The organism is uncultured Clostridium sp. (assembly GCF_947039605.1).
Lineage (GTDB): Bacteria > Bacillota > Clostridia > Clostridiales > Clostridiaceae > Sarcina.
The window spans coordinates 56,246-70,457 of the sequence record NZ_CAMQZG010000009.1 but is presented as its reverse complement, the minus strand read 5'-3'; the positions used below and the strand labels follow the sequence as shown (position 1 = coordinate 70,457).

General features: G+C 29.9%; 13 protein-coding genes and 2 other annotated features. Of the genes, 12 read left to right on the top strand and 1 reads right to left on the bottom strand.

All coding sequences use genetic code 11. From position 1 onward, the window contains the following. The first annotated feature begins 90 nt into the window (after positions 1-90). Complete coding sequence (locus tag Q0V24_RS05070; protein ID WP_297519215.1) at positions 91-645, top strand: NUDIX hydrolase; 555 nt, start codon at positions 91-93, stop codon at positions 643-645. Between the two features lie 81 nt (positions 646-726). On the opposite strand, the gene Q0V24_RS05065 is transcribed toward Q0V24_RS05070, so the two are convergent. Beyond that, positions 727-1,425 (bottom strand): DUF6873 family GME fold protein, encoded by a 699-nt coding sequence (locus tag Q0V24_RS05065; RefSeq protein ID WP_297519213.1) that lies wholly within the window; start codon positions 1,423-1,425, stop codon positions 727-729. Positions 1,426-1,557: 132 nt separating this feature from the next. Here Q0V24_RS05065 and ytxC point away from each other — a divergent pair, with 132 nt between their 5' ends. The 11 genes from ytxC to Q0V24_RS05010 all read left to right on the top strand — a co-directional run bounded on the left by ytxC (position 1,558) and on the right by Q0V24_RS05010 (position 14,201). Further along, on the top strand, positions 1,558-2,430 hold the full coding sequence (ytxC, locus tag Q0V24_RS05060) for a putative sporulation protein YtxC (protein ID WP_297519211.1): 873 nt from the start codon (positions 1,558-1,560) through the stop codon (positions 2,428-2,430). A gap of 40 nt (positions 2,431-2,470) precedes the next feature. Then, positions 2,471-2,594 (top strand) — a sequence feature (ribosomal protein L20 leader region). A 59-nt stretch (positions 2,595-2,653) separates the two neighbouring features. Beyond that, positions 2,654-3,148: a translation initiation factor IF-3 gene (gene infC / locus Q0V24_RS05055; RefSeq protein ID WP_297519209.1), complete on the top strand. Its 495-nt coding sequence runs from the start codon at positions 2,654-2,656 to the stop codon at positions 3,146-3,148. A gap of 20 nt (positions 3,149-3,168) precedes the next feature. After that, positions 3,169-3,366 carry a 50S ribosomal protein L35 gene (gene rpmI / locus Q0V24_RS05050; RefSeq protein ID WP_297519207.1) on the top strand — a complete coding sequence of 66 codons (198 nt, stop codon included), beginning with the start codon at positions 3,169-3,171 and terminating at the stop codon, positions 3,364-3,366. Between the two features lie 24 nt (positions 3,367-3,390). Further along, entirely contained in the window at positions 3,391-3,747 is a 357-nt protein-coding gene (gene rplT, locus Q0V24_RS05045; RefSeq protein WP_297519205.1) for a 50S ribosomal protein L20, read from the top strand. 139 nt (positions 3,748-3,886) lie between these two features. Then, a complete protein-coding gene (locus tag Q0V24_RS05040; RefSeq protein WP_297519203.1) occupies positions 3,887-5,257 on the top strand; it encodes a TrkH family potassium uptake protein in 1,371 nt (456 codons plus the stop codon). Positions 5,258-5,269: 12 nt separating this feature from the next. Next, on the top strand, positions 5,270-5,932 hold the full coding sequence (locus tag Q0V24_RS05035; protein ID WP_297519201.1) for a TrkA family potassium uptake protein: 663 nt from the start codon (positions 5,270-5,272) through the stop codon (positions 5,930-5,932). A 153-nt stretch (positions 5,933-6,085) separates the two neighbouring features. Further along, positions 6,086-6,859 carry an RNA methyltransferase gene (locus Q0V24_RS05030; RefSeq protein ID WP_297519199.1) on the top strand — a complete coding sequence of 258 codons (774 nt, stop codon included), beginning with the start codon at positions 6,086-6,088 and terminating at the stop codon, positions 6,857-6,859. Positions 6,860-6,911: 52 nt separating this feature from the next. Next, positions 6,912-7,134 (top strand) — a binding site (T-box leader). Between the two features lie 66 nt (positions 7,135-7,200). Continuing rightward, positions 7,201-8,220 (top strand): phenylalanine--tRNA ligase subunit alpha, encoded by a 1,020-nt coding sequence (gene pheS, locus Q0V24_RS05025; RefSeq protein WP_297519197.1) that lies wholly within the window; start codon positions 7,201-7,203, stop codon positions 8,218-8,220. Positions 8,221-8,233: 13 nt separating this feature from the next. Continuing rightward, positions 8,234-10,615 (top strand): phenylalanine--tRNA ligase subunit beta, encoded by a 2,382-nt coding sequence (gene pheT, locus Q0V24_RS05020; protein WP_297519194.1) that lies wholly within the window; start codon positions 8,234-8,236, stop codon positions 10,613-10,615. A gap of 98 nt (positions 10,616-10,713) precedes the next feature. Next, positions 10,714-11,670: a cell division protein ZapA gene (zapA, locus tag Q0V24_RS05015; protein WP_297519192.1), complete on the top strand. Its 957-nt coding sequence runs from the start codon at positions 10,714-10,716 to the stop codon at positions 11,668-11,670. Between the two features lie 176 nt (positions 11,671-11,846). Next, positions 11,847-14,201 carry a U32 family peptidase gene (locus Q0V24_RS05010; protein WP_297519190.1) on the top strand — a complete coding sequence of 785 codons (2,355 nt, stop codon included), beginning with the start codon at positions 11,847-11,849 and terminating at the stop codon, positions 14,199-14,201. Positions 14,202-14,212 lie beyond the last annotated feature (11 nt).

The following is a 14,212-nucleotide window of genomic DNA, read 5'->3' as shown; positions in this document are numbered from 1 at the left end:
AGAGGACGTAGATTTTCTAGGGTTTTGTTTTAGGAACTATAAATAACTGTTATAATAAGCATATATTAAAAGTAAGAGAGGAGTGTTTTTATGAAGTTATTATCAGTTAATAAATTAGTAGATTGTAAGTTTTTAAGCATGTATGAGTTAGACCTTTTAAATAATAATAATAAGCCTAAAAAATATTTTGTTGCAAGTAGAAGAAAAGAAAGTGAACTTGCTTGTAAGGTTATGAATCATGATAAGGCAGATGCTGTTATGATAGTACCGATAACTAAGGATGACCAATTTATAATTTTAAAGCAGTTTAGACCAGCTATAAATGATTATATTTATGAATTTCCAGCAGGGCTTGTAGATGCCGGTGAGGATATAGAAGAGTCAGCTAAAAGAGAATTATTTGAGGAAACTGGATTAAAAGCTATATCAGCAGAGTTAATATTAAAACCTAGTTATACATCAGTTGGTATGAGTGATGAATCAGTAGCCGTTGTAAAGGCTATAGTTGAGGGTGAGATAACAACAGAACATGCTGAAGAGGATGAAGAAATTGAAGTTTTAAAAGTTAAAAGAAGTGAAGCTAAAGAGTTTATAAGTAAGCATAACATGTCGATAAAAACAGCTCTTATGATATTAAGTGTATAAAAAGCTTGAGTATAACAATTTTGTTGTTATACTCTTTTTTATTAACAAATATAGTAGCAAAAACGTAAAATATAAAGAATATTAAATTAGTGTTAGAATACTACCCCTATCTATAAGTGGTGTATCACAAAGATAAATAGGCTTAACACTATGTTTGAATAAAAACTCTTTGACTTCTTTTTCATAACTATGGTTTTTTAAGTTTCCAAAGAAAGCAAGTTTATCTTTAGAGATAAGTCCACAGCTTCCACCTATAAAACCGTATGAAAGTCCTGGTAATGATATATCACCAGCAGGGATAAATAATACATCAATATTATAGGGCTTTAATGAATTATAAATACCAGCATCTGAAGTTATAAGAGCATTATCACTGACAATGCAACAAGAACATTTGCTATAACCTTGTTTTATATTTATTAACTCTTTTTCTTGAACTTTAGAGAGGAGAATTTCATCTGTATATTTTAAATTATGGATAAAATAGTTTTCAAGGTTTACTGCATTTAAAAAAATATTATTTGGATATTTTTCTACAAGCTTATTTTTAGAGTAAGTTATAGAAATATTTTTCAATGCAATATTTGATATTTCAAGATTAGAATTACTAGCAAGGATAATACTTGAATTTGAAGTAATATTTACTTGTATATCAGGGTGTCCATTAATGGAATCATATAGGTGAGGAGATTTTGGGATTTGTATAATATTTAAATTTTCTTTATAAAGGTTGCTTAATTCAAGGTCGCTAATTCGGTAATCGACAAAACAAGTATTCATAGAATATCCTCCAATTATAGTAATAGAAATATATTACTAAAAAATGAGTTCTTTGTCGATTATTAGCTATACAAATTAAGTATAGAGTAGCAGAATTAAAGCATACTAAGAATGAAGGAAGGAGTGAGACTTTTGCTTTTAGTAAAAATAGCTTGTAATGAGGAACAAAATTTCATAGAAGATATACATGGGATTAAAGAGATTTTAAAAAAGAAAGATATAAAAATAGGCGTATCTGAATTTATGGAAAATGAAACTCACTTCATTAAAATATTTTGCGATGATGAGTCACAAAATATAGAAGAAGTTAGATCAAAAGTATTACTTTATATAGCTAATGCAATTTATAGAGCTATAATAGATAAGTATAGAAACAAAGAACTTTTAGAGTATTTAACAGAAAATTATTTCTTTTTAAAACATGAAGAAATAATGGAAGTAGATAAAAAAATAAAAGCAGTATTAAAGGAAGAAGTGTCAATAACAAGTGAGAGACATCTTCAATGTATAAATAATATAACAAAAATAGAAAATATAATTAACGAGTTTATAAGGGAAGATAGTTTTATAAATATAGAAGGATTTATAAGATTTAGATTAAAACCTATAAGACCTATAATAGAAGATATAATTGATAAAGTTGTTGAAGATTATATGGTTGAAAAGGAGTATAATGAATTTATAAATCTTTTAAAGTATTTTGTAGATATACAAGATAGTAAACTTGATGTAGTGAATATATATATAAAAGAAGATGGTCACTATAGTATAAAGGATATAGAAGGAAAAGATTTATTTAAAATTTTTGTGAATGAATTAGTAGAGAGTAAAGATGCTACTAATATAAATTCGGAGGATGTTATAATAAGTGGACTTATAACAAATGCTCCAAAGTGTATACATATATACGGTAGAGAATTTTGTATACATGAAGAATTTCTAAAAACTATAACTAGTGTTTTTAGAGAAAGAGTAGATTTTGTGGAAAATAAAAATATTTTATAAAATAATGTTGACAATAATATATTATAATGATAGAATAATTTTTGTTAAGAAGAAACGCCGTTTCTCACCTTGCAGCATTGCTAGCTAGGTTTAATATGATTATTACATCAATAATTGATTGAGATAATAATTGGACGGCTAATTAGCCGTCCTTTTTTTATTATTATATATTTATGTTGGCTAAAATCTGTCGGAGGTGAAAACTATTAGTAAAAAATTTTTAATGAATGATGATATAAGAGTTAAAGAAGTAAGAGCTATCGCAGTGAATGGTGACCAACTTGGGATAATGGATACTAGAGATATTAAAAGAATGGCTGAAGAGCTAGACTTAGATTTAGTAATGATATCACCAAATGCACAGCCACCAGTTTGTAAGATAATGGACTACGGTAAACAAATATATGAACAGGCAAAAAAAGAAAAAGAAGCAAGAAAAAATCAAAAAATTGTTACTCTAAAAGAGATAAGAGTTAGCCCAACTATTGAAGAGAATGACATTAGCATAAAAGCTAAAAATGCTAAGAAGTTCTTAACAGCAGGAGATAAAGTTAAAATTACTGTTAGATTTAGAGGAAGAGAAGCAGAACACTCATTTATAGGAAGAAGAATTTTAGAAAAATTCATAACTATATTAGAAGAGTATTCAGTTATTGAAAAACCAGCTAGATTAGAAGGTAGAAACATGATTTTAATATTAGCTCCAAAAAAAGCTTAACTTGAGAGGAGGATTATACTATGCCAAAAATGAAAACTCATAGAGGTGCTGCAAAAAGATTTAAACTTACAGGAACTGGTAGACTTAAAAGAGGAAAAGCTTACAAAAGCCACATCCTTACTAAGAAAAGTTCAAAAAGAAAAAGAAATCTTAGAAAAACTGGATATGTTTCAGTAACTCAAGAGAAAAACATCAAAAAATTATTACCTTATTTATAAGAAGAAACATAGGAGGTTTGCGAAATGGCAAGAGTTAAAAGATCAATAAACGCTCGTAAGAACCATAGAAAAGTTTTAAAACTTGCAAAAGGTTACTACGGTGGAAAAAGTAAGTTATTCAAAACTGCTAACGAGTCAGTTATCAGAGCACTTAGAAATGCTTACGTTGGAAGAAGATTAAAGAAAAGAGATTACAGAAGATTATGGATCGTAAGAATAAATGCGGCTGCTAGATTAAGTGGTCTTTCATATTCAAAATTCATGAACGGAATGAAATTAGCTGGAATTGACATAAACAGAAAAATGCTTTCAGAAATCGCTATAAATGATGCAAAAGCATTCGCTGATTTAGTTGAAGTAGCTAAAAAGCACTTAGCTTAATATTTAAAATGCGACTATATAGTCGCATTTTTTTTATGTAAAATAAATATGTCAATATTTACTATAGGGGTTTATTGTTAGAAAAGAGCTTAATTACATAAACTTAAAAGTGAATATTTATGATTTTGGAGGTGTAGCTATGCATATCAAAATAGCGGGTAAGTATAAGCTTAGTCCGGTTCAAGTTCTTGCGCTTGGATTTGCAGTTGTTATTTTAATAGGTGCAATTTTACTAAGTTTACCTATATCGTCTAATAGTGGTCAAAGTACAGACTTCATAGATTCACTATTCACATCAACTTCAGCAGTTTGTGTTACAGGGCTTGTAACGCTTGATACTGCAACACATTGGAATTATTTTGGTAGAACAGTTCTTATTGTTCTAATACAAATTGGTGGACTTGGATTTATGTCATTTACCACTTTATTTGCAATGATGGTTGGTAAAAGAATAACATTAAAAGAAAGACTTCTTTTACAAGAAGCTTTAAATACGTTTGGAATACAGGGGATGGTTAAGCTAATGAAGTATATCTTTGGTTTTACTTTTGCTGTAGAAGGACTTGGAGCATTACTATTATCAACACAATTTATTCCGCAGTTTGGTTTTGGAAAGGGTCTGTATTATAGTGTGTGGACAGCAATTTCAGCATTTTGTAATGCAGGATTTGATTTAATGGGAACTGTTTCGGGGAAATACTCAAGTTTAACATCATATGCTAATAACCCTGTTATAATATATACAATTTCTGCACTTATTATAATTGGAGGACTTGGATTTGTTATCTGGAGTGAATTTTATAATTATAAAGAGCGTAAAAAATTATCTCTTCATGCAAAAGTTGTATTAATAATAACAGCTATTCTGTTATTTGGTGGAGCTATTTTAATGTTTATATTTGAATTTAGTAACCCACGGACACTTGGATCAATGTCTATTGGTGAGAAAATTAATAATGCATTTTTTGCATCTGTTACAACAAGAACAGCAGGTTTTAATACAATTTCAACAACTGATATGACTATGGCTGGAAAGTTTCTTACAATACTTCTTATGTTTATTGGAGGATCGCCAGGGTCAACAGCTGGAGGCCTTAAAACGGCAACGCTTGGTATTCTTGTAGTTACATTAGTATCAATTATAAGAGGCAGAGATGATGTTGAAATATTTAAAAAGAGAATATCAAAAGAAACTGTTTATAAAGCTTTTGCAATTTTCTTCTTATCATTGACCTTAGTAATAACCGTTATCCTGCTTCTTGCAGCAACGCAACCAGAAGGTACGTCATTTATGTATATAGTTTATGAATCAGTTTCTGCCTATGCTACGGTAGGTCTAGATTTAGGATTATCACCACATTTAAATACAGCTGGTAAGCTTATAATAGCAGTTACTATGTATATTGGAAGAGTTGGTCCAATGACTGTGCTACTTGCGTTAACAAGTAGAATGCATAAAACTAAAAAAATAGCTATAAAATATCCAGAAGATAAGATATTAATTGGTTAGGAGTGAATTAAAATGTCAAATAAGCAATTTGTAGTCGTAGGACTTGGAAGATTTGGGGCATCAGTTGCAAAGACACTTTATGCTTTAGGGCATGATGTATTAGCAATAGATACAAATGAGGATTTAGTTCAAGAAATTTCTGATGATGTAACTCATGCAATTCAAATGGATGCAACAGATGAGGCTGCACTTAAAACTTTAGGAATTAGAAATTTTGATGTTGCCGTTGTAACTATCGGTGCAAGCATACAATCAAGTGTGATGGCTACACTTCTTTTAAAAGAAAATGGAGTAAAGCACATAATAGCAAAAGGTCATAGTGACTTGCATGCAAAAGTTTTATATAAAATTGGAGCAGATAGAGTTATTTTACCAGAAAAAGATATGGGAATAAGAGTTGCACATAATCTTGTGTCTACTAATATTTTAGATTATATTGAATTATCATCAGATTATAGCATAATAGAAATTAACAGCCCAGATGACTGGCATGGAAAAACTATTAATGAACTTAGTCTTAGATCAGAGTATGGAATAAACGTTGTTGCAATCAAAAGAGGAAAAGATGTTAATGTATCACCATATGCAGATGATATCATTGAACCTGGAGATGTAGTTGTAGCAATTGGTTCAGCTGGAGATTTAAGTAAACTAGAAAGCAAAATAGCAAGATAAAAATAGAGATAATCTAAGGGGATTTGACACTATTTAAATATTAAGTTAATATTGTTTAGAAAAAGAATGGCTATTTATCTCTCTGTTTTATAAGAGTGGGGTATATAGCCATTATTGTTATAAAAATAATTTTTTGCGAGGTGAATTTTTATTTTGTTAGTTATAGAAAGTAAAAACAACTCTTTATTTAAGAATATAAAAAAGTTGAAAGAAAAGAAATATAGAACTCAGAGTTCTACATATTTAATTGAAGGTTTAAGATTTGTTGATGAAGCCTTTAAAAGTGGAGTTAAAATAGAAACTCTATTATTTACAGAAGAGTTTAAGGAAAAACATTTAGATTTTTTAGAGGGTAAAGATATTGAAAATCAAATAATTTTAACACCATCACTTCTTAAAGAACTTTCATTTACAGGAACACCTCAAGGGGTTATGGCTGTAGTTGAGATGGAGAATAAAGACTTAAAAGATGGAGATATAGTGGTGCTTGTTGATAAAGTTCAGGACCCAGGGAATATGGGGACTATTATTAGAACAGCTCATGCAGTAGGAGCTGCTGGAATTATAACTACTAAAGGGACTGTAGATATTTATAATGATAAAACATTACGTTCAACTATGGGTTCAATTTTTTACCTTCCTGTAATTGAGGATAATAATTTAGAAAAAATAAATGAATTAAAAGAAAAGGGATTTAAGCTTGTAGTAAGTTCTCTACAAGGGAAAAATGATTTCTTTAATGAAGACCTTAGTGGTAATACAATAATTGCAGTTGGTAATGAAGGAAATGGTGTATCTGAGGAAGTATATGGAATTTCTGATATAAAGGTAAAAATACCTATGCCAGGGAATGCAGAATCATTAAATGTTGCAGTTGCCACATCAGTAATGCTTTATGAAAAAATAAGACAAAATATTAATAAATAGTATTGTATAATTTATATCTTATATGTATAATTAGGTGTAAATACAATAATTTAAATAAACTATGATAGAGATAAGTACATATTGTAAGTTCTTTTTAGGGATGAAAAATCGCGACTGAAAGTTTTTCTAAAGAATGGGTATGGAAATTCACTCTGGAGTTCTAATTGTGAAAGTTAGTAGCAGTTAGCGGTTAAAAGCCGTTATTTTTTCTTAAGTGAACATTTAGTATGTTAATTAGGGTGGTACCGCGGATATATATATACCCCGTCCCTTTGTTGGGACGGGGTTTTTTTATGCTTTTTACCACTTTTTAGCAAATAATCTGAAAGGAGAATTTAAAGATGCAAGAAAAATTACAAGAAATTCAAAATAGTGCATTAGAAGAATTAAAAGTAGTAGTAGATAGTACAGCTATCGAAGCTATAAGAGTAAAATACCTTGGAAAAAAAGGTGAGCTTACAGCTATCTTAAGAGGTATGAAAGATTTAAGTCAGGAAGAAAGACCAGTAGTGGGTAAAGTAGCCAATGAGGTTAGAGAAACTATTGAGGCGCAAATTGAGCAAATTGCTACAGAAATTAAAAACAAAGAAAAAAATGCTAGATTAAGCAGTGAGGTTATTGATATATCAATGCCTGGTAAGAAAAACTTAATAGGGAAGAAACACCCACTTGAGTTAACTCTTGATCATATGAAAGAAATATTTATATCAATGGGATTCTCAGTAGAAGAAGGTCCAGAGGTAGAAAAAGATTATTATAACTTTGAGGCTTTAAATATACCAAAAGATCATCCAGCTAGAAGTGAGCAAGACACTTTCTACATAAATGATAATATGGTTCTTAGAACTCAAACTTCACCAGTTCAAATTAGAGTTATGGAGAACCAAGAGTTACCAATAAAAATGATTTCACCTGGTAAAGTTTTTAGATCAGATGCGGTTGATGCAACTCACTCTCCAATATTTTATCAAATGGAAGGTCTTGTTATAGATAAAAATATAACATTTGCAGACTTAAAAGGAACTCTTCAATTATTTGCACATAAAATGTTTGGAGATTCAATGAAGACTAAGTTTAGACCACATCACTTCCCATTCACAGAACCATCAGCAGAAATGGATGCAACATGTTTCGTATGTGATGGAGCAGGCTGCAAAGTGTGTAAGGGTGAAGGTTGGATAGAACTTCTTGGTTGTGGAATGGTTCACCCAGATGTTTTAAGAAACTGTGGAATAGACCCAGAAGTTTATAGTGGATTTGCTTTTGGATTTGGTGTTGATAGAATGGTTATGCTTAAATATGGCATAGATGATATCAGACTATTATATGAAAGTGATATGAGATTCTTAAATCAATTCTAAGGAGGAAGCAAAGATGAAAGTACCATTTAATTGGCTAAAAGATTACGTAAATGTAGATATGCCAGCAGTTGAACTTGGAGATTTATTAACTCTATCAGGTTCAAAGGTTGAAGGTGTTGAAATTGCAGGAGATACTATACAGAAAGTTGTAGTATGTAAATTAGAAAAAATAGAACAGCATCCAGATGCTGAAAAATTAAAAATATGTCAAGTTAACATAGGGGAAGAAGAACTTCTTCAAATAGTTACAGCAGCAGATAATATGAAAGAAAATGATTTTGTACCAGTAGCACTTCATGGTTCAGTACTTGCTGATGGAACAAAAATCAAAAAAGGAAAACTTAGAGGGATTGTATCAAATGGTATGTTCTGTTCTGAGGAAGAACTAGGTATAGCTGATAACGTTGAAGTTCACGGACTTATGATATTACCACAAGATTCAAAACCTGGAATGTGTATCAAAGAAGCATTAGGTCTTAATAAAGCTATAATTGATTTAGAGATAACATCAAATAGACCAGACTGTTTAAGTATAGTTGGTATGGCTAGAGAAACTGCTGCAACACTTAAAACAACTTATAAAATGCCAAATATAAAATTTGAAGTAGCTTCAAAAGAAAATATAAATGACATTATAAAAGTTGATGTTAAGGATGAGCTTTGTAGAAGATACATGTCAAGAGGAGTTAAAAATGTAAAAGTTTCTCCATCTCCTGCATGGATGCAAGAAAAGCTTATGGATGCAGATGTTAGACCTATAAATAATATAGTAGATATTACAAACTACGTTATGTTAGAACTTGGGCAACCAATGCATGCATTTGATAAAAGAGAAGTTAAAACAGGAAACATTATTGTTGAAAAAGCAAATGATGGAGAAAAGTTTGTAACTTTAGATGAAGAAGAAAGAATTTTAGATAACTCAGTATTAACTATCAAAGATGGTAGTGAAGTAGTTGCTATTGCAGGAATCATGGGTGGATTACACTCAGGAATTAATGATGATACAACAGAAGTTATATTTGAGTCAGCAAACTTTGAGGGAACAAATATTAGAGTTAATTCAAAAAAACTTGGACTTAGAACAGAGAGTTCATCAAGATTTGATAAAGATATAGATCCAAACCTTGCAACTCTTGCTATGGATAGAGCTTGTGCTTTAATAGTAGAACTTGGTTGTGGAGAAATCATGGAAGGAACAATAGATATATATAATTCTGTTAAGCCAGAAGGAAAAATGTCTGTAAGTGCTTCATGGATAAATGGATTCCTTGGAACTGATATTTCAAGTGAAATAATGAAAGAATGTTTAGATAGTCTTGATTTAATGACAGTTATAAATGGGGATAGTTTAGAAATAACAGTTCCTACATTTAGAATAGATATTGCTATTAAAGAGGATATTGCAGAAGAAGTTGCAAGAATATATGGATATAACAATGTTCCAACAACAATAATTACAACTAATACTAATAAAGAAGCAAAAAATGCTAAGCAAAAACTTGATGATTTAGTAGTTAATACTATGATTTCTTCAGGAATCAACCAATCAATAAGTTATTCATTTGGTAGTATGAAAGTATTTGATATGATTAATATACCAGCTGATTCAGAGCTTAGAAATGTAGTTAGAATCAAAAATCCATTAGGAGAAGATTTTAGTGTTATGAGAACATCTATACTTCCTTCAATAATGGAATCACTTGGAAGAAACTATGCTAGAAATAACGAATATGCAAGATTATTTGAAATTGGTAAAGTTTATATTCCAAATGAAGATGAAAATGAACTTCCTACAGAAAGAAATATTCTTACAATAGGAATGTATGGAGATGTAGATTACTTTGATTTAAAAGGTGTAGTAGAAAACTTAATTGAAGCACTTGGAATTACTAAATTCTCATTCAAAAGAGAATCAGAAAACCCAAGTTACCACCCAGGAAAAACTGCTATGATTTCAGTGGGTAAAAATATTGAAGTTGGAGTTCTTGGAGAAGTTCATCCTGATGTTACAGAAAACTATGGAGTAAATACTTTAGCTTATACAGCAGAGCTTGATTTAGATAAATTATATGCAGCAGCAAATACAGAAAAATCATACTCAGTAATAGCTAAATTCCCAGCAGTTACAAGAGATATAGCAATATTAGTTGATGATGAAGTTTTAGTTGCAGATATAGAAGATGCAATAAAAAGAGCAGGTCAACCACTTGTTGAATCAATCAAATTATTTGATGTATACAAAGGTGAGCAAATTCCAGAAGGTAAGAAAAGTGTAGCTTATGCTATTGTTTATAGAGATCCTAAAAAGACTCTTGATGAGAAATCAGTAGGTAAAGTACATGATAAAATTCTAAGAGCGCTAGAGCATAAGCTAGGAGCGGAATTTAGATAATATATATATTAAAATTGCTATGTATATGTTAAAATATACATAGCAATTTATTATGCAAAAAATAAGAGCTTATGAATTTTATTTTAAAGAGGTGTAGTATGGCAACAGTCACTGTAAGAATTAATGGCATGGAGTATAACTTAAAAGGAAAAGAAGATGAAGAGTATTTACATCATCTTGCGAGTCATGTCGAGGACAAGCTGCAAGAGATTCTTCAAAAAAATACTAAATTAAGTGTTTCAGCAGCCTCAATTTTGACAGCCATAAACTTAGCAGATGAATCTTTTAAAGCTAAAAAAGAATTGAATGTGCTTTTAGGAAATCATGATGTGATGAAAAAAGATAATAAGGTGATAAAGAATGAACTTGATGGAATTAAAGAAAAGTATGCAATTGCTATAAGGGCTGAGGAAAGTAAACATTTAAATATAACTGAAAATTTCAAAAAAGAAATAACTAGTTTGAAAAATGAACATTCAAAAGAAACTATAAGTTTGAAAAATAGATATTCAAAAGAAAATGAAATATTAAAAAATGGATATTTAAAAGAGAATGAAAAGTTGAAAAGTGAATATTCAAATGTGAATGAGACTTTGAAAACTGAATTTCAAAAGAAAACTGAAGATTTTAAAAATGAAATAGTTAGGTTAAAAGATGAAACTCAAGATGCTATAAAAGCAAAAGAAGCTATTAAGATAGAAAAAACTGATGTAGAAGAAACTAATATGATGTTAATCCTTGAAAAACAAAGATTAGAGGAAGATAAGTTAGAACTGCAAGATGAACTTAATAGTGAAATGCAAAATAATTCATCAGGAACTTTAGAGGTTGAAGTTGAAGAATTAAGAAAGCAACTAAGTTTAGTGGAAACTAAAAATGAAAAGTTAGAAAAAGCAAATCACTTATTAAAAAAATCGCGTAGAGAAATTAAGTTTGGTTTACAGTCATCAAAGTACAGAATAATTGATCTTGAAAATAAGTTTTTAGAGAGTCAATTAGCTGTAGTTGCTGAAAAGGTTAAAAATAATCCTATGCTTTTAAAAAAATTAAAATAAAAAGAAACTGTTTCTTTTAATATGGAAACAGTTTCTTTTTTGTAGTATTCAATTTTTTTTCTGCAATCTTTGAGATATAGTGAATGTTTGTGTATAATTAGGTATTGAATTAATTTGTTAAATTTATTAATTTATTTGTTTTTTACAAAAGCAAAGAGAGTAGGAGTAGTGTATTTATGAATAAAGTAGAATTATTAGCCCCAGCTGGGTCAATGGAAAGTATGATAGCAGCGATTAATAAGGGTGCTGATGCAATATATTTAGGTGGAGATAAGTTCTCTGCAAGAGCTTATGCAACAAATTTTGATAAACCAATGATGGAGAAGGCAGTTGACTACGCACATAGTTATGGTCTTCCTGTATATGTAACTATAAACACTTTAATTAAACAAAGTGAGTTTAATGAAGCTATAGATTATATAGGGTTCTTATATAGAACAGGTGTAGATGCAATAATAATACAAGATACAGGTATTTTAAATAGGGTAAGAGAAGTTTACCCAGGTCTTGAAATACATGCATCAACTCAAATGAGTGTACATAATGCAGAAGGAGCACAGTTCTTTACAGAGAATGGATTCCAAAGAATAGTTTTATCAAGAGAACTTTCATTAAAAGAAATAGAGTATATTTCTAAAGATTTAGGAATAGAAACAGAAATATTTGTTCATGGAGCGCTTTGTGTTTCTTATTCAGGACAATGTCTTTTAAGTAGTATGATAGGTGAGAGAAGTGGAAATAGAGGTAAATGCGCACAGGCTTGTAGAACAGAGTATGATCTTATAAGGGATACTGATGGTTCAAAAAAAAGTGGGCACCTTTTAAGTCCTAAAGATATGTGTAATATCGATAATATAGATGACTTATTAAAGACAGGAACAAGTTCTTTAAAAGTTGAGGGTAGAAAGAAAAAGCCTGAGTATGTAGCTGGTGTTATAGAAGCATATAGAGAGGCTATTGATGAGATTGAAGAGTCAGGTAAAAGAAGTAGAAATAGAGAGGGAGACCTTTTAAAACTATTTAATAGAGAAGGATTTTCTAATGCATATCTTTATAAGAATACTGGTAAAGATATGATGGCTTATAATACTCCAAGAAATACAGGGACAATAGTTGGTAGAATAGGTAAGAATTCTGAAATTATACTAGAACAAGATGTAACGCTAAAGGATGGGCTGAGAATCGGCGAGGGTGGATTTGTTCTTAGTAAGATTATAAAAGATGGAAATGAAGTTACTTCTGCTAAAAAAGGTGATAAAGTTGTTCTTTATCCAAGAAAGTATAAGCAGGGTGATGAGTGTTATAAGATGACTGATATTATTCTTATGAATGAACTTAAGAAGTCTTATGAAAAAATGTATCAAAGAAAGATAGCACTTACAGCACATGTTAAATTTAGAATTGGAATGCCATTTGAAATGAGTTTAGAGTATAATGGTAAAACTTATAAAAAACTTGGTGAAAATGTTGAAGTGGCTATGAATAGTCCTTTAGATATGATTAGAGTTGAAAAAAATATTAAAAAATCAGGTGAAATACCATTTAAAATAGAAACAGTTATATTTGATGCTTTTGATGATGGATTTATGCCAATGGCTAGTATAAATAATCTTAGAAGAGAACTTTTAGATGAGATTATTGCATATGAAATAGGTAAGCATAAAAAAGATGTAAGAAAAGAAAGAGTAGAAGAGGTTAAAACAGAACTTGGTAAGAAAAAATATGGTCCTGTTATAGCAAAATTTACTTATAAACATCAATTACAAGCAGGGCTTGATTTAGGTCTTGATACTGTAGTTATAGATATATTTGGTAAGAATAAAGATACTTTAAAAAGAGGAATATTTAATGAAGTAGATTTTGGAAATACTGCTGTTTATCTTGAAGTGCCAAATATAATCAAGGAAGAATTTGATGTTGTTTGTAGAATTATTGATTCAGTTGGAGATAAGATAGAAGGGCTTGTGACTGGTAATGATGGTATAATTAGAAGATATAAAGATAAATATAAAATGATTGGTGGATACAAACTTAATGTATTTAATGCAGAATCATTAAAGTTCTATAATCAGTATCTTGAGGCAACACCTCTTAGTTTAGAAATAAACAGAAAAGAGATTAAATCAATAGTTGAAAAAGAAAAAGAGGGAGCAATTTTCTTCGTTTATGGAAAACCTGAGGTTATGATAAGTGAATATTGCCCTATTGGAAGTACTTTTGGTGGGAAAAATACAAAAAGAGAATGTAATGATGCATGTGTCGATAGTACATTTAGATTAAGAGATAGAATGAGTGAAGATTTAGTTGTTATGACAGATTTATTCTGTAGAGCACATATATATAATACACTTCCTGTAAATATAACTTCAGAGATGAAAGATATAAAGAGCATAGGCGTTCATACATTTAGAGCAGATTTTATAGATGAAACTTATGATGAAACTAAAGCAGTTCTTTCAGCTATCATTAAAGGAGAGCCTGTTAAACTTGGTAAGTTTATCAAAGGGCATTACAGAAAGGGAGTAGAATAGGAGAGTAAAGG

Bases quoted from the DNA above. Each gene is read 5' to 3' on its own strand.
- Q0V24_RS05070 (WP_297519215.1), top strand. From the start codon at position 91: ATGAAGTTATTATCAGTTAATAAATTAGTAGATTGTAAGTTTTTAAGC.
- Q0V24_RS05065 (WP_297519213.1), bottom strand. From the start codon at position 1,425: ATGAATACTTGTTTTGTCGATTACCGAATTAGCGACCTTGAATTAAGC.
- infC (WP_297519209.1), top strand. From the start codon at position 2,654: ATGAATGATGATATAAGAGTTAAAGAAGTAAGAGCTATCGCAGTGAAT.
- rpmI (WP_297519207.1), top strand. From the start codon at position 3,169: ATGCCAAAAATGAAAACTCATAGAGGTGCTGCAAAAAGATTTAAACTT.
- rplT (WP_297519205.1), top strand. From the start codon at position 3,391: ATGGCAAGAGTTAAAAGATCAATAAACGCTCGTAAGAACCATAGAAAA.
- Q0V24_RS05040 (WP_297519203.1), top strand. From the start codon at position 3,887: ATGCATATCAAAATAGCGGGTAAGTATAAGCTTAGTCCGGTTCAAGTT.
- Q0V24_RS05035 (WP_297519201.1), top strand. From the start codon at position 5,270: ATGTCAAATAAGCAATTTGTAGTCGTAGGACTTGGAAGATTTGGGGCA.
- pheS (WP_297519197.1), top strand. From the start codon at position 7,201: ATGCAAGAAAAATTACAAGAAATTCAAAATAGTGCATTAGAAGAATTA.
- pheT (WP_297519194.1), top strand. From the start codon at position 8,234: ATGAAAGTACCATTTAATTGGCTAAAAGATTACGTAAATGTAGATATG.
- zapA (WP_297519192.1), top strand. From the start codon at position 10,714: ATGGCAACAGTCACTGTAAGAATTAATGGCATGGAGTATAACTTAAAA.
- Q0V24_RS05010 (WP_297519190.1), top strand. From the start codon at position 11,847: ATGAATAAAGTAGAATTATTAGCCCCAGCTGGGTCAATGGAAAGTATG.